Below are 21182 nucleotides of genomic sequence, written 5' to 3' on the forward strand. Positions count from 1 at the left end.
TGTTTTGTACATGTTTTTGGCTAAATTGGGTTGGTGGGGGGTCTTTGGTGCCCTGAGGTCGTCGACCAACGACCTGACCGTGCTGGCGGACGACGAGCCGGTGGGGGTGAGCCCCGGCCTGCTCGAGCGCGTCTGCAGTGACGTCGAGAACACTGTCAGTCATGGCTTCCACTCTAGGGCCGTTAATGAGTGCTGTGGGTACCGAAGAACAGGACTGTGGATTGTGGTAACGCCGTGACACACTGGCAGGGTGAAGAAGGTCATCATTCTCGGCTCCACCGGATCGATCGGAACCCAAACTCTAGAGGTCATTTCGTCACGTCGTGACCAGTTTGAGGTCGCTGGCATATCGGCAGGTGGCTCGGATGTTGGCTCACTAGCTCAGCAGATAATCGACTTCTCTATCCCCGTCGTAGCTATCGCTCGTGAGGATGCCGCTGAGGAGCTTCAGCGGGCTTTGACCGTGCAGGCTGGATCACGGGGCCTTGTCGTGCCCAATCCTCGGATCCTTACTGGCCCGGATGCGTCGACAGAGCTGGCAGCTATGCCCGCTGATGTTGTCTGTAATGCCATTACCGGCGCGGCTGGTTTGCGACCGACCCTCGCCACCTTGGCCGCAGGGACTACCTTGGCTTTAGCGAACAAGGAGTCGTTGGTCATTGGTGGCAGGCTCGTTACTCAGGCGGCCGCCTCAGGACAGATTGTCCCCGTGGATTCTGAGCATTCCGCCTTCGCCCAGTGCCTGCGAGGGGGCGGGCGCAACGAGGTGCGTCGCCTCGTTCTGACCGCATCCGGCGGACCCTTCCGCGGTCGCGACCGTGCCTCCCTCGCCGATGTCAGTGCTGCCGAGGCCATGAAGCATCCCACCTGGAATATGGGCCGGGTCATCACCATTAACTCGTCGACTCTGGTGAATAAGGGTCTGGAGCTGCTCGAGGCGGCCCTACTTTATGACGTTGATCTCGATGACATCACCGTCGTCGTCCATCCTCAATCCATCGTCCACTCGATGGTGGAGTTCTGGGATGGCGCCACTATTGCTCAGGCTTCGCCTCCCGACATGAAATTGCCGATTGCCTTGGGACTGTCTTGGCCGGATCGCCTTCCTGACGCAGCTGCCGGCTGCGACTGGTCGACGGCTACTCAGTGGACTTTCGAACCCCTTGACAGCGACACTTTCGGGGCCGTCGAATTAGCCCGACGCGCCGGTCATGTTGCGGGTACTGCGCCGGCCGTGTTCAATGCCGCTAACGAGTCCTGTGTCGACGCCTTCTGTGCCGGAAGTATCGGTTTCCTCGACATCACCGACACCATTGCCGCGGTCCTTGACGAGCACCTATCCGGTGACGAGAACGACACCCTTGGTGCTCGACATGTCGGCGACGAGGCCCTCACCCTCGACGCCGTGTTGGCCGCCGACGCCTGGGGTCGTCGTCGCGCCGCCGAGGTGTGTGCCCGGGGGATTCGCCGGTGATAGTTGTAGTCGAAGTGCTGGCCGGAATCGTCTTTTTTGGCCTCATCATCCTCTCGGTGCTACTCCATGAATGCGGTCACTTCATCCCGGCGAAGATCTTCGGGGTCAAGGTCACCGAGTTCTTTGCCGGGTTCGGACCGAAGATCTGGTCGTTCACGCGCGGTGAGACGGAGTACGGGTTCAAATGGATCCCGCTGGGTGGCTATGTGCGCCTCATCGGGATGTACCCCGCCAAGGTCCACCATCGTCACAGCAATCGGCTTACCAGACTTGCTGATGAGGCGCGTGTTGCTGAGGTCGAAGGCATCACAGACGCCGACCAAGGTCGGCTTTTCAGTGACAAGCCGGTGTGGCAGCGCCTCATCATCATGAGCGGTGGGATTCTTACCAATCTGCTGTTGGCCTTCCTGCTGTTCTGGGCGGTTTTCGGCATTCACGGACGAGCCGACCAGACGACGACCGTCGCTGCAGTCACTCCCTGCGTCCACTCCGCCCAGACCAGCGGCCCATGCTCCAAGGAAGACCGTCGTGCACCAGCTGCCGAGGCCGGTGTGCGAGCGGGGGATCGCATCGTCTCTTTTAACGGTCGACAGGTGGATTCCTGGTCGCAACTTCAGGAGTTCATCCGTGGTAATGATGGCGGCGAAGTGCGTCTCGGAGTGGAACGCGATGGCGCTTTCGTCAGCCTTACGCCCACGCACACCCTCCTCACCAAGGTGCCTGACCTCAGCAATCCCGGTCGTACAGTCGAGGCGGGTTACTTGGGTGTGAGTCCGACGATGGTCATTGTTCATTCTGGGCCGGGCGATACCGTCTCCCAGATGTGGACGATGTCGAAACAGTCGTTGAGCGCATTGGCCAGACTTCCAGTTCTGACCTGGAACGTCGCCTCCGATCTGGTGACCGGTCAGGCTCGCGACGCCAACAGCCCGATGAGCATCGTTGGAGCCTCTCGGGTGGCCGGGGATGTTGCCGGCGATTCCCAGCTGACCTTGGGCGACAAGATCGCCACCGGGGCAAGCTTGCTGGGTGGCCTCAATCTCTTTTTGTTCTGGTTCAACGTCGTGCCACTGCCGCCCATGGACGGTGGACATATCGCTGGAGCCATCTATGAGGCAGGTAAGCGGGGGCTATTTAAACTTGTCAGAAAGCCTGATCCTGGCCCGGCGGACACCGCGATGATGCTGCCGGTGGCATGGACGATCGGGGCGCTTATGCTCGTGATGGGGCTCGTCCTCGTTGTCGCAGATGTCGTATCGCCGGTAGAAATTTTCTAATTATGGCTTCGTGTCGGTGAATGAGCTGTAAATTATCGCTCGCAATGCGGGAATGTTTGGTGAATTATCAATAATGAGCATTCCTGTCCTCGTGTCGACCGTGGCAAGGTAACGCGCGTATGTTTCCTGCCTCAAGAGGGGATTGCCATGACCACAATGTCTAGACACGTCCTGATAGGTCTGGCTGCTGTGTCATGTAGTACGGCCATAATCGTCGCGGGGCAGCCTGCACATGCCGATCCGGCGGGCGCCGACCATGTCGTCATCAATGAGGTTTATGGCGGGGGAGGTCACTCCGGTGCTACGTGGACTCACGGTTTCGTCGAACTGTTGAATCCCACTTCCTCAAACATCCTCTCACAGGGTGGAAGCTGGAATACCTGACCGGCAAGGGCAAGGTGGCTAATACTTGTACTCTCAATGGCAGTGTCAAGGCCGGTGGATATTTCCTTATTCAGGAGGCCAAGGGCGACGGCGGTAGCACGGCGTTGCCGACTCCGGATGCTGAGTGCACCGCGTCCATGAGTGTGACGAATGGTTCGGTCCGCATGAGCGACGCATCGGGTGTGCCAGTCGATCTGGTCGGGTACGGAGCTGCTTCGATGGTAGAGACGAAAGCTGCTCCAGCTAGGTCAAGGATGACGTCGATCGAGCGTCGCAACGGAGTCGATAGCGACGACAATTTCGCTGACTCTACCGTTGGCGTCCCCACTCCGACGAACTCCGGAGTAGTTCCAACGCCGACACCCGCGCCGACCTCAACGCCCGTGGAGACTCCCATCTCCAAGGTTCAGGGAGCTAGCCCGACCAGTCCGATGGTTGACCAGACCGTCTCGACGGTAGACGTCGTCACCGCTACCTACCCGACGGGCGGATACAACGGCATTTATATACAGACTCCGGGCAGCGGCGGTACCCCAAAGAAAGCCACCGATGCTTCCGACGGTATCTTCGTCTACTCGACGTGGGCGGCGGCCCATGTCAAGGTTGGTGACTGCGTGACGGTTAAGGGCACCGTCAGGGAATACCACGACCTCACGGAAATTGGTGGCAGCACCCAGGTCGATCGCAAATCCGGTTGCGCCCCCGTCAAAGCCACCGAGCTTGCCACCCTGCCAGCCACCGACGCCGGGCGGGAAGCCTACGAGGGCATGCTGGTCAAGCCCACCAGCGGCTACACCATCACCAATAACTACGGACTCAACCAGTATGGCCAGATTGGTCTGGCCGACGGTAACACACCCCGCTATCAGGGCACCGAGGTTGCCCTCCCTGGCAGGGGCGCTGAAGCTGTAGAGGTCGCCAACAAGGCCAAGTAGATCAATCTCGACGACGGCGCCTCCTGGAACTTTATGACGAACGTCGACGCCCAAAAGTCCCCGCTGCCATACCTGTCGCAGGACATCCCGATGCGCACTGGCACCCACGTTGACTTCACCTCGCCGGTCATGATGGACCAGCGGTTCGGATGGAACTTCCAGCCCACGGGGCAGGTCGTCGGCGCTGACTCGAAGTGTTCCCCGATCGAAGCCGGCAATAACCGTCCGGCTCACCCGCCGGCCGTGGGTGGTAACGTCAAACTTGCTAGCTTTAACATGTTGAGCTATTTCACCGATGTAGGTCAGGACGAGCCGGACTGTAAGGCGTATGTCGACCATGACAGCACACCTGTTTCGGCTAATTCTTGCTTGGTTCGTGGCGCATATACCCCGAAGGCTTTCGCTGATCAGCAGGCGAAAATTGTGACGGCCATTAATGGTTTGGGCGCAGACGTTGTTTCGCTCGAAGAGGTCGAGAATTCGGTCCAGATCACCTGGCATCGTGGCCAGTCCCGTGACGCATCTCTAGTCCACCTGGTTGGCGCCCTCAATAAGGCCGCTGGTTCTACGGGTCCTACGTTCCTAGCCCGACCGTCGTGCCCCCGAATGAAGACGTCATTCGCTCGGCATTTATCTACAAAGTGGGCAAGGTGAGCCCAGTGGGAGCCTCACAGATCTTGGCCGACCCAGCCTTCGCGAACGCCCGTCAGCCGTTGGCCCAACGCTTCCAGCCGGAGAGCTCCAAGCGCACCTTCGTGGCGGTGGTCAACCACTTTAAGTCCAAGGGTTCCGGGGAGGATGACGGCACCGACCAGGGTAAGTCGAACCCAAGCCGCGTCGCCCAGGCTAAGGCACTGACGGGTTGGGTCAACAAGACCTTCGCTGATGACCCGGTTTTTATGCTTGGTGATTTCAATGCTTATGCCATGGAGGATCCGATCCGCGCTATGAAGACCTCCGGGTTTAGCGAGGTCGTCGAGGAACATGATCCAGATGCCGCGAGCTACGAGTTCTCCGGTCGCGTCGGGTCCCTGGACCACATTTTCGCCAATGCCAAGGCGCACGAGCTGGTTTCTGGCGCCGGTATCTGGGATATCAACGGGTCTGAGTCGGTGGCCATGCAGTACTCGCGTCGCAACGACAACGTGACCGATTTTTACACCACCAGCCCGTTCGGTGCATCGGATCACTCGCCAGCCCTGGTGGGCTTCTCGATGCAGACTCCGGCCCGCAGCCCAGTACCGACGGCCTCCTCGACTCCCTTGGTGACCTCGGTCGTCGGTCCGGTCGGCCCGAGCACGACTGTCGTGGCCCTGATTTGCGGACAAGGGTCCGCACTTCAGCCAGGCCTGCCACCTACCGGAGTCTGATCAGCCTTCTGCCTGCCCCGTTACCCGACCGAGAGGTTTGCCTGGCGCATCGGGCTATGCGGCGAGATCGACCGGCAGGGTTGGGTTCACCCGCTGCCCATGGATGGTTGGCATGGACCGCGTCAGTGCCACGATGGAGATATGAACGTTTTCACGTCATCTTCGCCTGCCCCGCTTACCACTGCAGGCATCGCTGTGGCCCCAAGCGGACGTGTTGCTGCGCTATCTGCCGGACGTTCTGAGGCCTGGACCACAGCGATCAACCACCGATTCGTCAATGAACTGTTCTCCGGTGAACTCGATGATGCGCAACTAACTCACTACGTTATTCAGGATAACCAGTTTTTCGTTCCTTTCTTGGAATTGTTGGGCGAGGCCCTCGTCCGTGCCGAAACCGTGGAGGTGAAGCTGGTTTTCGGACGTCAGTTGGGCATGATATGCAGTGAGGAATCAGGCTGGTTTGAGGCTACCTTCGATGAACTTGGAGTGTCTCAGGCTGATCGTGCCCATCCGCAGCTGTCGGAACCGACTCGCACCTTTGAGAACCTCATGCATGAGGCTGTTAATACTCACCACTATCCCACGGTGTTGGTGCTGTTGGTGGTGGCTGAAGGTCTCTACCTTGACTGGGCCTCTCGCACCGATGCTCCGGAACCTGGAGCTAATCTTCCTAATAAGTTTTTGGGATGGGTGGATCTGCACCGAGGCGATGAGTTCCGTACCTGGGTGCAATTCCTGGTTGATGAACTCGAACGCGCTTCGGGACAGGTAGATTTTGAGGAACTTACTCGGTTTTGGAACGTGGCAGTGGACTTGGAATTGGCCTCCTTCAACGATGTGCCGTTCCCGCTCGAGGGCTGAAGAAACTCGTCAAAGGAAAGTGTTCAAGGGTGCCCGGCGCGGTATGGAGAGCCTTCGGTACCCAGCCCAGCGCCGTATTGACGGGTCCGACGACTAGGACTGGGGGCTCGCTGTCAGCGTCACTACAGCGGCGACGGTGGTGACACAATGGAGACGACAACCCGCGATTTCAGGAGTGACACGTCAATGACCGTGAACCTGGGCATGCCTACCTCTCCCGTTCCGACCCTGGCGCCACGTCGTAAGACGCACCAGATCAAGGTGGGAGATGTGCTCGTCGGTGGTGACGCACCCATTTCAGTGCAGTCCATGACAACCACCAAGACTCACGACGTTGGTGCCACCCTGCAGCAGATCGCCGCCTTGACCGCTGCAGGTTGTGACATCGTACGCGTCGCATGCCCAACCGATAAGGACGCCGAGGCGCTACCGATCATCGCCAAACGGTCCCAGACCCCGGTGATTGCCGATATCCACTTCCAGCCGAAGTACGTCTTCCAAGCGATCGAGGCTGGCTGTGGCGCGGTACGCGTCAACCCCGGCAATATCCGCAAGTTCGACGACCAGATCGAATCGATTTGTAAGGCTGCCACCGAGCACGGTACGAGCATCCGAATCGGCGTGAATGCTGGGTCTCTCGACAAACGTCTGCTTGACAAATACGGAGCCCCGACCGCCGAGGCTATGGTGGAGTCGGCACTGTGGGAGGCCAGCCTCTTTGAGCAATACGGATTCCGGGATTTCAAAATCTCGGTGAAGCACCACGACCCGGTCGTCATGATCCGTGCCTATGAACAGCTCGCCGCCAAATGCGATTATCCCCTTCATTTGGGCGTTACTGAGGCTGGTCCGGCCTTCCAAGGCACCATCAAGTCGGCGGTGGCCTTCGGGCATCTCCTTGCCGAGGGTATCGGCGATACCATACGCGTCTCCTTGTCGGCTGATCCGGTCGAGGAGGTCAAGGTGGGTATCAAGATCCTGGAATCACTTAACTTACGTCCCCGAGGTCTAGAGATCGTCTCCTGCCCGTCTTGCGGACGTTGCCAGGTCGATGTTCTAACGCTGGCCAATGACGTTACTGATGCCCTTGAAGGGATTGATGCTCCGCTGCGCGTCGCTGTCATGGGTTGCGTCGTCAATGGGCTCGGAGAAGGCCGCGAAGCTGACCTGGGTGTTGCCGCCGGCAACGGCAAGGGCAAGATCTTCAAGCATGGCGAGGTCATCCGTACCGTCCCGGAAAGCGAGATCGTTCAGTTCCTCGTTCAGGAGGCCAACCGGATGGCGGACGAGATGGACACCACCGGGGCCGTTGAGGTCACGGTCTCCTGAGGTGAGGACCCGCGTCAGGCAGCTCGACGACGCCGACCTGAGCCAGACCATCGAGTTCCTCTCGCGTGCCCCGGTCACCAACGTCTTCCTGCTGTCGAGGATCCGTCAGAGCGGGCTGGACAGTGCCCGGCTAGGATGCCCGGTCCACGGCGCCTTCCGAGGCGGTGAACTCGTCGGGCTCGTCCACATCGGGGCCAATCTCGTGCCGGTGATCGACGACGGCCGGGACAGCGCCGTTGTTGACGCCTTGGCGTCGAAGGTCGGACGTTGGCGGCGGTCCTCGTCGATCATGGGCGCGGACGTGGCGGTCCTTCCGTTGTACGAGCGGCTGGCCCAGATCGGCCCGGACACTTGGGGAAAGCCGCGTGAGGTGCGCTCCTGCCAACCTCTGCTGGCCATGTCGGATCGGCCCCGAGTGGTCCCGGATGCTCGGGTGGTTCGGATCGATGAGCGACACTTCGAACCGTACTTCCGGGCTGCCGTTGCCATGTACACCGAGGAGGTCGGCGTCAGCCCGCTGGACTCCGGGGATGGGTACCGACGTCACATGCTCGAGCTCGTGCGGCAGGGGCGTGGTCTTGGCATCGTTGACGACGGTGACGTGCGCTGGAAGTCCGACGTCGCCGTCACGTGGGGGAATGTTTGCCAGATCCAGGGGGTGTGGATGGACCCGGCATGGCGTGGTCGTGGTATGGCCGCCCCGGCGATGGCTGCCGTCGTCGAGTTGGCCCGGCGTGACCACGACACCGTCTCACTCTACGTCAACGACTTCAACACCCGTGCCTTACGCATTTACCGGAGGGTCGGGTTCGAGCGGGTCGGGACAATGGCGACGCTTCTCTACTGAGGGTCTGTGACGTGCGAGCCGATCTCGAGGTGGGCGCGATGAGTATCGTCTGCAACCCTGGCATGCCGATGATGTGGGGCTGTGCAATCCAGACGGAGCGCGAGTAGCCCGTGCGGGGCGACTAGCCAACATGCCAAGAACACTGCGGTGGCCACGAGGACGATCGTCCCACCGGCCGGAAGGTCGATCGACCATGACAGGTACAAGCCCACCAGGGCGCTGAATCCGCCGATGACCGGTGCCAGGACCATCATATGCCCCAGCCGGTCGGTGAGCAGTCGGGCGGTGGCGGCCGGCGTCACCAGCAGGGCCAGCACGAGGACGTTGCCGATGACCTGCACCGAGATGACGACGGTCATCGTCACCAGCACGTAGAGCAACAGGTCCAGAGCGAACACGGGCAAGTTCGAGGCCTGCGCCGTCTCACGGTCGAGTCCGACGGTGACAAGCTCCTTATGGACGACCCATTCCAGCGCTAGCACGAGCGCCCCGGCGACGCACACAATGACGATGTCGTCGTCGGTAATACCGGTGATTGACCCGAAGAGGAACTGTTGCAGCGATCCGGAATACCCCGGCGCCCGCGAGATGATGACGATGCCCAGTGCGAAGGCCCCGGCGAAGAGGATGCCGATCACCGAGTCCTCCTTGAGACGCCGGTTCTGCGAGACGATCGCCACGAGGATCGCGGTAGTCAGCCCGGCGATGGAGCCGCCCAGCAGCAGCGACCCCTGCATGAGGAAGGCCACGGCCAGCCCGGGAAACACCGAGTGGGCAACGGCGTCACCGATGAACGCCATCCCGCGCAGAACGACGTGCGAACCGATGACCCCGGCGACTACCGAGCACACCATGGCGACGAGCAGCGCCTTGGGCAGAAAACTCAGCAGGGGATTGATGAGGTCGGACAAGAAGTCGAGAGGGGAGAGCATGATCACCTTCGTTCAGGCGGCGTCTGCGCCGACGATTCTCAGCAGAGGCGACGAACCGGAGATCCCGAAGGTCTGCATCCACATAGCCGGGTCGCGCAGCTGTTGGGGGGTCGAGTCGGCGATGACGGTCCGATTGACCAGGCACACTCGGTCGGCCGTGGCCATCGCCTGGGCCAGGTCGTGGGTCGTCATGACGAGGGTCGTCCCGGCCTCTGACAGCTCGATGAACAGCTCGGTGAGCTGCTCCTGAGTGGGCATATCGACACCGGTGAAAGGCTCGTCGAGCAGTAGCACTGACGGGCGCGTGGCCAGGGCGCGAGCAATGAGTACGCGCTGACGCTGGCCTCCCGATAATTCCCCGACGGTACGGTCGGCGAGTTCAGCCATTCCGGCAGTTCGCAGAGCGTCACGGACTGCGATGTGGTCGTCCTTGCAAGGCCGACGAAGCCACCCGATGTGGCGGGTACGTCCGCTCATGACGACGCCGGCGACGCTGATCGGAAAATCCCACGCAAACTCGTGGCGCTGCGGAACATAACCAATATGGCGCCATCCCTTTCCAGGAGACGCGCCAGCGACTTCCACAGTGCCCTTAGCCGGCTTCACCAGGCCGAGCATGGTGCGCAGGATAGTTGTCTTGCCGGCACCGTTTGGACCGAGCAGAGCCAGTAGGTCCCCCTTGCTGGCCGATATGTTCACGTCATGGAGCACCTGCAGCCCGCCCACATTGACGGCTACGTCTGTGATCTTGATGGATCCGAGGTCATTCATCTGGACTCGTTTCCGAAATCCCTATGAGCTTCGCTTGAGTCGGTGTGTTCCTTGTTCCACACTTCGTCGCGTAATGTCTTTGATCTGGAGCGTCCCACCAAAGCGGCGATGATGATGCCAATGATGAGGGCTCCGGCCATGATCCCAGGCCCCCATAGGGTGCCAGCTCCGGAATCGTCAAAGGAGTTCTCAGTTGTGGTCGGAGCCGAGGCGTTAGTAGCAGCGGCTGTTGACAAAGAAGATGCAGCGACCGATGGCGAAGATCCTACGGCGCGGGCTTCGTTAGCGGACCCTGTGTCACCGACAGCGAACCTCAACTTCGTCGAGTAAGAATGTTTAACCCCTGTGCCGTCGGTACCGCGAACGTCGACGGAAATGGTCTGCGCTCCAGGATCAGAGAACACCCAGTTGGCATGAACGTGCGTATTGGCCTCCATATGAACCAGCTGCTCGCCAGACTTGGTGGAGTTATACAGCGGCATGGGGGAGTCGAAACCGTTTTCAATGAACATGTGAGCTTGTCCCGGGCCGTCATGTCTTGTGAAGACGAGATCGGTTCCACGCGGGAAATTTTTGACGATCTCGGGGGCTTGGGTGTTCCAGCCCAGCCAGACGACTTTTTGGTCTTGGGTCTGAGGAATGACGTAGGCCTTTTCCCCGCGCATGTCACCCAGGAAGGAATAGGTGTCATCGTTGGGCACGTCGATACGCGAAGCGTCCGCGACGCGCAGCACCGTGTCGTCAGTGTTGCGCCAGACTGGCGGGTTCGCGGAGTCGTCACGGGCCATGAGGGAGAACTTTCCGTCGACGATGCGGGGACCGATGTCGACGTGGCCGCGCTTGATTTCAGCCGGACCTTTCGCCACCTTCTCGTTATCTGAAACGGTCTGCTTGAGAGCGGGATCGGGCGGAGGGGTGGGTGACGCGTGGGCCGGCTGGGACAGGGTGACGCCGGTGGTGAGTGCGATGAACATGGCAGACAAGGCTGCCAGCGGACGGTTGATCATGGATGCCTCCACAGTGGGCCTCATCCCAAGCACTTGGCTAGGGAGTCGGCGTCGAATCTCATGAGGTCGATGTAGTTGGTGACGTGGTCATCGAAGGTGTCGCCGTAGATGGGGCACACCGTGACGCTGTTTTCAGCAGCGATCGCGGCTAGCACCGAGGAACCGCGTAACACGTTGGGTTCCAGAAACACCGCCGGCACTTTGAGGTCAGCGATAGTCTGATTGAGCTTGCGTCGCTGAGCCATGGACGGTTCCACACCGGGGTTGGCAGTGACAAACCCAGCGATGTGCATACCGTGAGCCTGGGCAAGGTAACCGTAAGCGTCGTGGCTTGTAATGAGCTGACGCCGTCCCCTCGGGATGCTCGCAATCTTGCGATCGACATAGTGCGATGTCTCTTCCAGTCTGGCTAGGTATCTTTTAGCGTTCTCGCGATAGGTCTGCGCTTCGTGAGGATCAGCCTTGATGAGAGAGTCACGGATGACCTGCACATAGGCTTTGGTGTTCTTAATGCTCATCCACAGGTGGGGGTCGATCTCGCCGTGAACATGGGCGCCGAGAACAGCCTGAGGCAGCTGGTGGATCGAGGATCCGGGATGCCCCAGAAAGCGGAAAGCCGGCGATGGGGGTATCTCGGTGAGAGCTTTCGGGGGCACCCACACGACTGTCTTGTCGGGGTCCAGACGCTTCTGGGTACGCACGCCGCCACCTGTCGGGTCGGACAGGATTGTCATTGTGCCCTCGTCGATGTCGGCAGACAGGTCTGCGTGTCCCTGATCGACAACAGTTCGATCGGCAAGTTCAGGGATCGTTCGCGGATCGGCCCCGACAGCGATCGTCAAGGTTTGGGCGCCGAACGACGTGTTGCCCTGGGGAGTCGATAGGGTGGCCGCGAACACCGCTTCATACACCCCCGGTTTGCTAAAGGCCCACGACATGTGGGTGTGGGCGTCGGTGGGAAGCTCGACGTCGTCACGCTCGTCGACGCCGTCAGCCGTCGAGTAGTAGATCTGAGGTCGACCAAAGGTCCCAGTGATATAGGCAGTGAAGTCCCCAGGCCCCTCCACCGACGTCAGCTGGAGGTAGACCGAGGAAGAGCGGTCGGCTCCCCGCCTGGCGTCCTGGCCAATGACGCGCAACCCCAGCCACACGGTGTCTAGGTTGGCATTTTCAACCAGCGGGATCACTTGTGCGCCGTACTTCTGGGCTTCCTTAGCCAGGGAGACATTGATAGATCCCGTAGGTAGGGAAGAGTCGATGGTCTTGATGACCGCATGAGGTTCGAGCATGAGGTAGTTCGATAGCGCGACTTTCGAATACACGACGGTCCGAACGTCACGCAGCGACGGCTCATACGTGTGGGGGTCTGCTCCTGAAGGCACCATGGAGGTGACGGTGGCACGATCACCGGCAACCTGACGCGTCAAGTCGGCGAGGATAGGCGTGGTCGTTACTACGGAAAGCTTGTCACGGGAAGCGGGAGCGTGGCCGCACCCAGCCAGCAGGCTCAGCGCGGCCACGAGGCATAACAGGCGTTTCTTCACCCGCGTCGTCTCCTCGCCAGGAGGAGAGCGCCAGCTAGGCCGAGAACCACGAAGGTTCCGGACACCAGACCCTGGTTCGTATAAGAAACGATGCCGGTGTCACCGAACTCGCCGTTTTCACCGGAACCAGGCAGGCCGGCCGCCTTGAGATCACACGGCTTGTCATCGGGGGTACGTCCCACGATGGTGTAACCCGGATCGGCGTTCTGGTCGGCCTTGGGCGAGGCAGGCACTTTGCCCAAGGAAGCCGCAACCGGCGACGCATTAATACCCACCGCGAAGTGGAGGATGCCAGTGGCGCTGAGCTTCTTGCCACTCTTGGTCGTGGCCGATTGAGTGACAGTTACGGTGTAGTGGCCTGGGGCGGTGAACACCCAATTCGGATGGGCATGGGTGTTCGCCGGGACGGTGTAACCGGTCGGTCCACCGACGTTGTCGAAAACTCGCTGGCCCACGCCGCCACCGAAGGTGCCGGACATAAACACCGCCATCTTGCCAGGGCCGCTGACCTTGTCCAGGTGCATGTGGACCGGGCCGGTGGTCCCGTTAATGATGGACTCGTGCATCGTATTGACGCCTAGCCACGGCACGCCAGGTACCTGGGTGGCGCCGATGAGCCACACCTTGGTACCGCCCTTGGCGATGAACTCCATGCCGGCAGGGGCGGTGGTATTGGCTTTGTCCCCAACTGCCATCACGATGCTCGATGGATCGACCCACGTCGCCGGGGCAGAGCGGTCATCTTTGAGGGACGAGATGAGCTTGCCAGACTGTAGCTGGACGCCCCAGTCGAAGTGACCCTCGGTGGCGATAGCTGCCGACTGGCCAGCAGACCGAGTGACGGTCTTCTTCACGGCGGCCGCTTTGTTCGGGATCTTTACCGGGTGGCAGACCTTCTTCTTGGCAGAGGAGCCGCTGCGTGTCATTCTCGTCGACCCATTCGAGCTGGCACTGCCATTTTCTAAAGTGTTATGGACCACGCCAAGGTCATCGAATGGCTTGTCGGAGCTACCCCTGGTGCTGTCTTTCTCGGGGGCCGGAGTGCCAGTGTTGCTGCGAGCCTGGGAGCCGGCGACGCGGTCGGTTGAGCAGCTATTGGCGGCGGCGATGGCCATGGAACCAACAGCCCAGGTGTAGGTGTGGGCTCCAGTGCTGACGGTCGTGCCGTTGCGAACGGCGATAGCGTCAACCGTCATCTGGTAGAGACCGGGCTGGGTGAACACCCAGTTGGCATGTACGTGGGACGGCTGCTTGACGGTGATTGTGCCAGGCATGGTGTGTGAACCACCGTCGAGCAGAGTCTGAACGTTGCCGAAGGAGCTCTGCGAGAACAGGTGTACCTTGCCGGGTCCTTTGACGTTACGGACGTTGATCTTGACGTCGCTAAAACCATTGCGTTTGACGTCAAAGGTCTCCCATCCCGGCCATAGCAGATTCTGGTTCTGCGTCATGGGCAGCAGATAACCCTTGGGAGCACCGGGATATCCCCTTGGGATGGTCGTCAAGGCAGAGTCCTTCACGGCCAGCAGCACGCTCTCCGGGGCATGGAGTACTCCTTCGCCGGTCACGTCCTCCTTGACCTTGAGATCAAGGCCGTTCTTGGCGGCCGATCCGACGCGGAAAACGTCGGAGTGACCATGGTCAAGGACCAACCTCTGGGTGCAGGGCGTCTTGTTGGCTTGTGGCTTCAGAACTGGCTTACGGGTTTGTTCCCGGGGCAGAGATCGCTTCTGGGACTGGGCAGGGGTTGGTTTCGGTGCGACCGAGGTCTTGGGCGGGGTGATACTCGATGTTGGCCGGGGCTCGGGGGAGAGCGACGGAGTCGGGGTGACGCTTGGAGTTGGGGACGGAGTGGGCGTCGGCGGCGGAGTTGGCTTTCCCCACGGTTCCGGGAGGGGAGTCGTGTCGCCGACCACCCAGGTGTAGGTGTGCGGCGTGGTCTGGAACTTCTTGCCGGACTTGTGCGCTGTGGCCTGAACGGTCATGGTGTACACACCTGTCTTGCCAAACACCCAGTTAGCGTGCACGTGGGACGGCTGAGCGACAGTGATAGTGCCAGGTAGCTCGGTTGCGTTGCCGTCAAGCAGGGGCTGGACGGCACCGAAGGAACCTTGGGAGAACAGGTGTACTTTGCCGGGGCCCTTGACGTTGCTGACCGTGATCTTGACCGAATCGAAACCGTTACGCTTGACGTCGGAGGTCTCCCACCCTGGCCACAGCAGATCTTGGTTCTGCGTCAGCGGCAGGACATATCCTTGAGGGGCGCCAGGAAGGCTGGCCGGGATATCGGTGAGAGCGGAATCTTTGATTTTGAGAAGGACGTTCTCAGGGGTGTGGAGTGCCCCGTCACCGGTGACGTCCTCTTTGAGCTTGAGGTCGATACCGCCGTCGGGGGCCGATCCCACCCGGAAGATATCGGCGTGTCCGTGGTCGAGCACGGTGCTGTCGTCGGCATCCGGTGAAGGAGAAATGTCGGTGGAATAGCGATCGTTGAGGTCATTGCTATCCCCGAGTACTTGAGTGGTGGGCCTGTCGGTTGCCTGATCCCCCTCGGTGTGGGCGGCGTCGACATGGCCGTTGTGCAGGAGCTCCTGGTCCGGCGCTGCCGCGTTCGCCGATGGCGAGTTGATCATCAGGAACGTCAGTAGGGCGGCAAGGAGCGATGCGAACCGTTTCACGGTGGCCTCCATTGTCGTCCTGTGATGTTCGGCTAACTGTATAATGAGAACGGTTATCGATTCTACTTAGGGTTGGCGATGACGTACGAGACGGTGGTGCCTGCCGCTAGGATTCGACATGGCCGTGGCCGGTCACGCCGAAGGGCGGCGGAGGGTCGAGCGCGGTCGGAAAGGTACACGTCGTGTTGACGCGCATGTCACAGCTGTTCGTCCGAACCCTGCGAGAAGACCCGGCCGATGCCGAGGTCCCTAGCCACCGCTGGCTCGTCCGGGCTGGATATATCCGCCGGGTCGCTCCCGGCGTCTACTCGTGGCTCCCGCTCGGGCTCCGAGTGATGCGCAGGATCGAGGCCATCTGTCGCGAAGAGATGGCTAACATCGGGGCTCAGGAGGTGAGTTTCCCCGCGCTACTCGCTTCTGACCCTTACAAGGAGACCGGACGCTGGGTCGAGTACGGCGATAACCTCTTCCGTCTCAAAGACCGTAAGGGGGTGGACATGCTGCTGGGACCGACCCATGAGGAGATGTTCACCCTCATGGTCAAGGACTTGTACTCCTCGTACAAGGACCTGCCACTGTGCCTCTATCAGATTCAGAACAAGTATCGCGACGAGGCTCGTCCGCGTGCCGGCATCCTGCGCGGTCGTGAGTTCGTCATGATGGATGCCTATTCCTTTGATGTCGCTCAGGAAGGGCTCGACGAGGCCTACCAGGCTCAACGCGACGCCTACATTCGCATTTTCAACCGACTTGGATTCGACTACGCCATTGTCAAGGCCATGTCCGGCCCAATGGGTGGATCTCGATCCGAGGAGTTCCTAGCCGTTGCAGCCAACGGTGAGGACACTTTCGTTCGTTCTTCCGGCGGTTACGCCGCCAATGTGGAGGCCGTCCGGATGGCCGTTCCTGATCCGCTGCCCATCGACGGGTTGCCGGAGGCTGAGGTTGTTGATACCCCTGACGCCCGGACCATCGAGTCGCTTGTCCGGATCGCCAATGAGGTGCGTCCGCGAGCAGACCGTCCGTGGACTGGGGCCGATACCCTGAAAAACGTTGTATTCATGGTGGCCCATCCTGACGGCACCCGCGAGCCATTAGCCATCGGGCTTCCTGGAGATCGTGACGTTGATGAGAAGCGACTGGAAGCGGTTCTGGAGCCCGCGGTGGTTGAACCGTTCACAGAAGAGGACTTTGCTGCCAATCCGCAGTTGGTAAAGGGCTACATCGGGCCGGGAGCCCTCGGCGAGGACAACTCCTCAAAGGTGCGGTACCTCGTTGATCCCCGCGTCGTGACCGGGACGTCATGGATTACCGGAGCTGACCAGAAGGATCGACATGTCTTCAATCTTGTAGCCGGTCGCGATTTCACCCCCGATGGCGTTATCGACGTCGCCGAGATTCGCGAAGGTGATCTGGCTCCTGACGGCAGTGGTGAACTCCACCTAGCCCGCGGCATCGAAATCGGCCACATCTTCCAGCTTGGTAAGAAATACGCTGATGCCCTTGGGCTCAAGGTGCTCGATCACAACGGCAAGCTGGTGACGGTCACCATGGGTTCTTATGGTCTGGGCGTCTCCCGCGCCGTGGCCGCTATCGCTGAGGGTACCTGTGACGAGAAGGGGTTGTGTTGGCCACGTGAGGTTGCCCCCTACGACGTCCAGGTGCTCGCCACCGGTAAGGGAACGGAGATCCTTGACGAGGCCACGCGCATTGCCAGTGAACTGGCCGAGGCTGGTCTCGAAGTCCTCCTAGACGACCGCAAGGCGTCCCCTGGAGTGAAGTTTGCTGATAGCGAGATTCTCGGCATGCCAACCTCTGTGGTCGTCGGCCGGGGGCTCAAGGATGGCCTAGTCGAAGTTCGCGACCGTAGTACGGGTGAGAACCGTCAGGTTAGCGTGGCCGAGGCTGTGTGCGCCGTCCTCAAGGAGGTGCGCGGGTGAAAGCTGAAGTGGCGTTGATCGTTTAACTGACCGACATCTGCACGTTGCTGTATGATCGCCAACTGTTCTCGAAAACTGGCGCGGAAGTGACCCAATAAACCCTGACAATGGTGCTCGTAAGTCAGGCTGAACGGCCCCTCGACCTTGCGAAAGGTGAATGATGCCCGAGAACGAAGACGAGTTGACCAGAAATGTCGACAAAGCGGCCAGAAATACACTGGGACGGCGGACGTTTCTTGGCGGTGTGACCCTGGTCGCTGCTGCGGCGGTGACCGGCACCACCCCGACGTTGGCCCATGCGTCGAAGCGTCTCCATTCCACGTCCGGCACCACCCTTGAACAGGTGGGTCTGCGAGATCCGGGCAGCGGCTACCGCAGGATCAAGGCACAGCGCGGTTACCCGCTCGTCGTTCGTGAGGAACTCGCTAGGGGCAAGAGCGGACGCGACGACCGCCGCGATGGCTTGGCGTCCTTCGTCCAGGTGACCGACCTGCACGTGACCGACGTGCAGTCACCGATGAGGGTCGAGTTCCTGCATCCGCTGGCTGGCCCGGCCTTCCGCCCGCAGGAGGCGTTGGGGCCGCTCGCTACGGCCTCTTTGGTGCGCCGAGTCAATGCGCTTCAGGGCGGTCCGGCTACTGGCCGGGCCTTTGACGCTTTCGTCAGCACTGGTGACAACACCGATAATCACGAACACGTGGAACTCGACTGGTATCTCACGTTGTTGGCCGGTGGCACGATCGTTCCCAATACCGGTGCCCGCGATCGCTGGGAAAGTGTGCAAACTTTCGGGAATCCACTGTTCTACAATCCCGAATCGCATTGCAATGACATATACAAGCGTGCCGGTTTCCCCCAAGTAGACGGCTATTTCCGTCGCGTTATGGCCCCCGTGTCCTCTTCCGGCGTGAAGATTCCGTGGTATGCGGTATTCGGGAACCACGACGATTCGATCCAGGGCACCCTGCCTTCTGACTGGGGATTGCTGAAGACGATGTACACCAGTGATCGCAAAATCACCGGTTTCGCCAGTGACAACGACACCAAGGCCTACCTCCAGGCGGCTCAGGGAAACGGACCAGTCGCCCTGTCCAACGATGCTGCGTCGCTGACTCGACAGATTACCGCGGACGAACGTCGCGTGCCCTTCACCCCCTTCGAATTCATCAAGGCTCATTTGCGTGACGGCGTCAATGGTTCGGGCCCGCACGGTCATGGTTTCAGCGAGGATGACCTCAATGCCGTGCGCGGTTACTACACCTTCTCGATTGCCAACGGCGTGACCGGAATCAGCCTGGACTCGACGAACCGGGCCGGGTACACCGATGGTTCTATCGACGACCGTCAGTGGAAGTGGCTTAAATCCGTGCTGCGCGCTGGCAGTAGCGTGTACTACGACGATCTCGGCGTGCGTCATCATCACGATGTGAGCGACACAATGTTCGTCCTCTTCAGTCACCACGACTCGATGACGATGAACAACCCCGTCCTCCCCGGCGACGGTACGGGCATCCGTCATCTCGGCCCGGAATTGGTTTCCCTGCTATCGCATTACCCGAACGTGCTTGCCTGGGTCAATGGACACGTGCATGCGAACAACATCACCGCACACCACCATGCTCTCGATGCCCGTCGCAGCTGGTGGGAGATCAACACGGCTTCCCACGTCGACTTTCCCCAGATGGCCCGCATCATCGAGCTTGCCGACAATCGCGACGGCACCGTGAGCATCTTTACCACGCTCATCGAGTCGAATGCTCCGTACCAGGCCGATTACGACACCACCGACCCAGATGGTCTGGCCAGTTTGTACCGAGAGTTTGGTGCGAACGACATCCATACGAGAATGGGTAGGCTCGGTACATCGGTCGATCACAACACGGAGTTGCTACTGGCGCATCCTTGGGCCTGAGGCATTTCCGGACCGAGAACACATATTGGGTCCCGCCCCGTCGGGGTGGGACCCCTACTGCTGGTGTCACAGGGAAGGTTGACACGTGACGTCTTGGGTCTTTGCTGGACTTGTCCTTGCCGCCTTTATGGCGGGTTGGGTCAACGCCGTGGTGGGCGGAGGCGGACTCATCATGTTGCCATCCTTGCTGGTCGGTCTACCGACCGAGACACCGGTGGCGACGATCGTCGGCACGAACAAGGTAGCCCAGGTCGTAGGGAACCTCACGGCTGGAGTGGGGTATCTGCGTAAACAGCGTCCAGATTGGCGGATGTTCCTGTGGACGGCCGTTCTGGCTGGTCTAGGTGCCGTGCTGGGTGCGCGCATCGTCACTTACATGTCGCGGGCTGTCTACACGCCCATCCTTCTGGTGGTGCTGGTCACCATCGGCATCTATACCTGGAGGAGGCCGTCACTGGGGGCGGGCCACAATGGCGAGGGTGGCAAACACCCCATCCTGGTTCCGATCATCGGGTTGTTCCTCGGGTGCTACGACGGCGCTATCGGGCCGGGGGTCGGAACCTTCTGGGTACTTACGTACGTCGCTGTTGGCGGGTATTCTTTCCTTAAAGCTTCCGGAATGGCGAAGATTTGCAACGCGGTAACAAATCTCGTCACTATCACCACGTTGGCGATCCACGGCCACGTCTGGTGGCATATCGCTTGGCCGCTGGTTATCTCAAATGTTCTCGGGGGATTAATCGGTGCCCGAACAGCTATGAAACATGGCAACGGCTTCGTACGGACGATGTTTCTTATCGTTACCAGTGTTCTGGCGGTGCGAATGCTCGTTCAGCTGATCTGGAGAGTCTAACCAGAGAGGATTCGTGGTCCTAGGTGTGGCTTAGACCCAACCTGGCCAGGTCGTCACGCCAGTACCCAAATGGGCGAGAACTTGGGTTTGACTCACCATTGAAGCGACTGCATGAGGACGTGCAGCCGACCCGCTGGCAGCTGTAACGCGGCCCCAACCAGAAAGCACGTTCGCTTCCAATCCAGACCACAACGACCGGGTTGCTGCATCGTTGACGGGGGTAGGCGACATCGGGTAACCGGGCACGTCGGGGGTCGGGGTTGTTGATGCATCCCGAATGCTTTGACGCACCTCTGCGCGCTGCGCAAGAACTTGTTCTCGTCGATCCCATCCCCAGGTGCGCAGCGGGTCGTTCTCCCCAAGGCGTCCAATACCCCACTCCAAGCCTGCGACGAGGGCGTTGAGGTGGGTCAGTAGCGCCTGCTGAGCATTGGTGAGAGGTTCCTGCCCGACTGTTACCGGAACGACCTTCGGGGTCGGCTGGGGAGCTGGAGCAGAAGGATTGAAGGCCGAACAGAACACCGACAGGCTGGCCCACAACAGAGTTTCAGAGGAATCCTGAGCCGTCTGACAGATCTCCAGATACTGGGTAGCTGCAGCCTTTTCGTGGTGTTGTAACAGAGCCAGCGGCGATCCCTGGCCAGCGGTGCGTGGGGTGGGGGAAATGGCCGCAGACGGTGTGGCGGTACTGCCGGAGAACGGGTTGGACTGGCTCAGCACTTCGAGGTGGCGGCGGTGAGCTGCGGCAACCTGGTTGAGCATCGTCCGTTGGCCGTCAGTGGCGCTGCGAGCGGCTTTGGTAGAGAGGTCCGCTAACAGTGTTTCCGTCGATACCGCGTCGCTTCGGTGTGGTGCAGATGCCGTGGTTGTTGCACGAACTGGCGTCGTCTTCTTCTCAGTCGTCTTCTTCTCAGGAGAATTGTGGCCACAGCCCGTCAATCCGATAGTGACGAAGGCAGCTCCGCTGGCAAGAATGGTTCTCCTGGCGATCATGGCTTCAGCTTATCGATCCTGAGCTGCATTATCGCTATAGCCGTCGGTGAGGCGGCCGAGTCCGGTTGGTTGGGG

Annotated in this window: 16 protein-coding genes and 2 pseudogenes; 11 read left to right on the forward strand and 7 right to left on the reverse strand. The window is 60.4% G+C overall.

The window, feature by feature from the left end; all coding sequences use genetic code 11:
• Window positions 1-163: pseudogene (locus LRP59_RS10760) on the reverse strand (6-aminohexanoate hydrolase); the annotation flags it as partial.
• 87 nt (window positions 164-250) lie between these two features.
• Between LRP59_RS10760 and dxr the strand changes: the two are divergent.
• From dxr to LRP59_RS10800, 8 genes and pseudogenes are all read left to right on the forward strand, one after another.
• Window positions 251-1474, forward strand: coding sequence for a 1-deoxy-D-xylulose-5-phosphate reductoisomerase (gene dxr, locus LRP59_RS10765; RefSeq protein WP_002514322.1), 1224 nt, complete (start codon window positions 251-253; stop codon window positions 1472-1474).
• Window positions 1471-2751, forward strand: a complete 1281-nt coding sequence (locus LRP59_RS10770; protein ID WP_002514321.1) for an RIP metalloprotease — start codon at window positions 1471-1473, stop codon at window positions 2749-2751. The genes dxr and LRP59_RS10770 overlap by 4 nt, the downstream gene beginning before the upstream one ends.
• A 305-nt stretch (window positions 2752-3056) precedes the next feature.
• Window positions 3057-4070: a hypothetical protein gene (locus LRP59_RS10775; protein WP_002514320.1), complete on the forward strand. Its 1014-nt coding sequence runs from the start codon at window positions 3057-3059 to the stop codon at window positions 4068-4070.
• Between the two features lie 33 nt (window positions 4071-4103).
• On the forward strand, window positions 4104-4724 hold the full coding sequence (locus LRP59_RS10780; RefSeq protein WP_002514319.1) for a hypothetical protein: 621 nt from the start codon (window positions 4104-4106) through the stop codon (window positions 4722-4724).
• Between the two features lie 245 nt (window positions 4725-4969).
• Window positions 4970-5466, forward strand: a pseudogene (locus tag LRP59_RS10785) (nuclease); the annotation flags it as partial.
• Window positions 5467-5581: 115 nt separating this feature from the next.
• Window positions 5582-6301, forward strand: a complete 720-nt coding sequence (locus tag LRP59_RS10790; protein ID WP_002514317.1) for a TenA family protein — start codon at window positions 5582-5584, stop codon at window positions 6299-6301.
• A 147-nt stretch (window positions 6302-6448) separates the two neighbouring features.
• Window positions 6449-7630, forward strand: a complete 1182-nt coding sequence (gene ispG, locus LRP59_RS10795; protein ID WP_002521360.1) for a flavodoxin-dependent (E)-4-hydroxy-3-methylbut-2-enyl-diphosphate synthase — start codon at window positions 6449-6451, stop codon at window positions 7628-7630.
• A gap of 1 nt (window position 7631) precedes the next feature.
• Window positions 7632-8477, forward strand: coding sequence for a DUF4081 domain-containing GNAT family N-acetyltransferase (locus LRP59_RS10800; protein WP_002514315.1), 846 nt, complete (start codon window positions 7632-7634; stop codon window positions 8475-8477).
• Here the strand turns inward: LRP59_RS10800 and LRP59_RS10805 are convergent.
• Genes LRP59_RS10805 through LRP59_RS10825 form a run of 5 tightly spaced genes read right to left on the reverse strand, consistent with a single transcriptional unit; the run spans window position 8471 to window position 15421 of the window.
• Window positions 8471-9409 carry an anchored repeat-type ABC transporter permease subunit gene (locus LRP59_RS10805; RefSeq protein ID WP_002514314.1) on the reverse strand — a complete coding sequence of 313 codons (939 nt, stop codon included), beginning with the start codon at window positions 9407-9409 and terminating at the stop codon, window positions 8471-8473. The two genes, LRP59_RS10800 and LRP59_RS10805, sit on opposite strands and share 7 nt — an antisense overlap.
• A 12-nt stretch (window positions 9410-9421) precedes the next feature.
• Window positions 9422-10180: an anchored repeat-type ABC transporter ATP-binding subunit gene (locus tag LRP59_RS10810; protein WP_002514313.1), complete on the reverse strand. Its 759-nt coding sequence runs from the start codon at window positions 10178-10180 to the stop codon at window positions 9422-9424.
• Window positions 10177-11211, reverse strand: coding sequence for a choice-of-anchor M domain-containing protein (locus LRP59_RS10815; protein WP_002521358.1), 1035 nt, complete (start codon window positions 11209-11211; stop codon window positions 10177-10179). Before LRP59_RS10815 ends, LRP59_RS10810 begins: the two co-directional genes overlap by 4 nt.
• The gene (locus tag LRP59_RS10820) at window positions 11208-12731 is read right to left on the reverse strand and encodes an anchored repeat ABC transporter, substrate-binding protein (protein ID WP_002514311.1); all 1524 of its coding nucleotides are present in this window, start codon (window positions 12729-12731) and stop codon (window positions 11208-11210) included. The genes LRP59_RS10815 and LRP59_RS10820 overlap by 4 nt, the downstream gene beginning before the upstream one ends.
• A complete protein-coding gene (locus LRP59_RS10825; protein WP_002514310.1) occupies window positions 12728-15421 on the reverse strand; it encodes a TIGR03773 family transporter-associated surface protein in 2694 nt (897 codons plus the stop codon). The genes LRP59_RS10820 and LRP59_RS10825 overlap by 4 nt, the downstream gene beginning before the upstream one ends.
• A gap of 182 nt (window positions 15422-15603) precedes the next feature.
• Here LRP59_RS10825 and LRP59_RS10830 point away from each other — a divergent pair, with 182 nt between their 5' ends.
• The 3 genes from LRP59_RS10830 to LRP59_RS10840 all read left to right on the forward strand — a co-directional run bounded on the left by LRP59_RS10830 (window position 15604) and on the right by LRP59_RS10840 (window position 20114).
• The gene (locus LRP59_RS10830) at window positions 15604-17349 is read left to right on the forward strand and encodes a proline--tRNA ligase (RefSeq protein WP_002521355.1); all 1746 of its coding nucleotides are present in this window, start codon (window positions 15604-15606) and stop codon (window positions 17347-17349) included.
• Window positions 17350-17506: 157 nt separating this feature from the next.
• On the forward strand, window positions 17507-19261 hold the full coding sequence (locus tag LRP59_RS10835) for a TIGR03767 family metallophosphoesterase (protein ID WP_002532483.1): 1755 nt from the start codon (window positions 17507-17509) through the stop codon (window positions 19259-19261).
• Between the two features lie 85 nt (window positions 19262-19346).
• Complete coding sequence (locus tag LRP59_RS10840; RefSeq protein ID WP_002514307.1) at window positions 19347-20114, forward strand: TSUP family transporter; 768 nt, start codon at window positions 19347-19349, stop codon at window positions 20112-20114.
• Between the two features lie 30 nt (window positions 20115-20144).
• Here LRP59_RS10840 and LRP59_RS10845 read toward each other — a convergent pair whose 3' ends face one another.
• Entirely contained in the window at window positions 20145-21107 is a 963-nt protein-coding gene (locus LRP59_RS10845; protein ID WP_002514306.1) for a DUF4439 domain-containing protein, read from the reverse strand.
• Between the last annotated feature and the right edge of the window lie 75 nt (window positions 21108-21182).

Source organism: Cutibacterium sp. 37298 (genome assembly GCF_023838685.1).
GTDB lineage: Bacteria > Actinomycetota > Actinomycetes > Propionibacteriales > Propionibacteriaceae > Cutibacterium > Cutibacterium acnes.

Bases quoted from the DNA above. Each gene is read 5' to 3' on its own strand.
- LRP59_RS10780 (WP_002514319.1), top strand. From the start codon at position 4,104: ATGACGAACGTCGACGCCCAAAAGTCCCCGCTGCCATACCTGTCGCAG.
- LRP59_RS10790 (WP_002514317.1), top strand. From the start codon at position 5,582: ATGAACGTTTTCACGTCATCTTCGCCTGCCCCGCTTACCACTGCAGGC.
- ispG (WP_002521360.1), top strand. From the start codon at position 6,449: ATGGAGACGACAACCCGCGATTTCAGGAGTGACACGTCAATGACCGTG.
- LRP59_RS10805 (WP_002514314.1), bottom strand. From the start codon at position 9,409: ATGCTCTCCCCTCTCGACTTCTTGTCCGACCTCATCAATCCCCTGCTG.
- LRP59_RS10810 (WP_002514313.1), bottom strand. From the start codon at position 10,180: ATGAATGACCTCGGATCCATCAAGATCACAGACGTAGCCGTCAATGTG.
- LRP59_RS10815 (WP_002521358.1), bottom strand. From the start codon at position 11,211: ATGAGGCCCACTGTGGAGGCATCCATGATCAACCGTCCGCTGGCAGCC.
- LRP59_RS10825 (WP_002514310.1), bottom strand. From the start codon at position 15,421: ATGGAGGCCACCGTGAAACGGTTCGCATCGCTCCTTGCCGCCCTACTG.
- LRP59_RS10830 (WP_002521355.1), top strand. From the start codon at position 15,604: ATGTCACAGCTGTTCGTCCGAACCCTGCGAGAAGACCCGGCCGATGCC.
- LRP59_RS10835 (WP_002532483.1), top strand. From the start codon at position 17,507: ATGATGCCCGAGAACGAAGACGAGTTGACCAGAAATGTCGACAAAGCG.
- LRP59_RS10845 (WP_002514306.1), bottom strand. From the start codon at position 21,107: ATGATCGCCAGGAGAACCATTCTTGCCAGCGGAGCTGCCTTCGTCACT.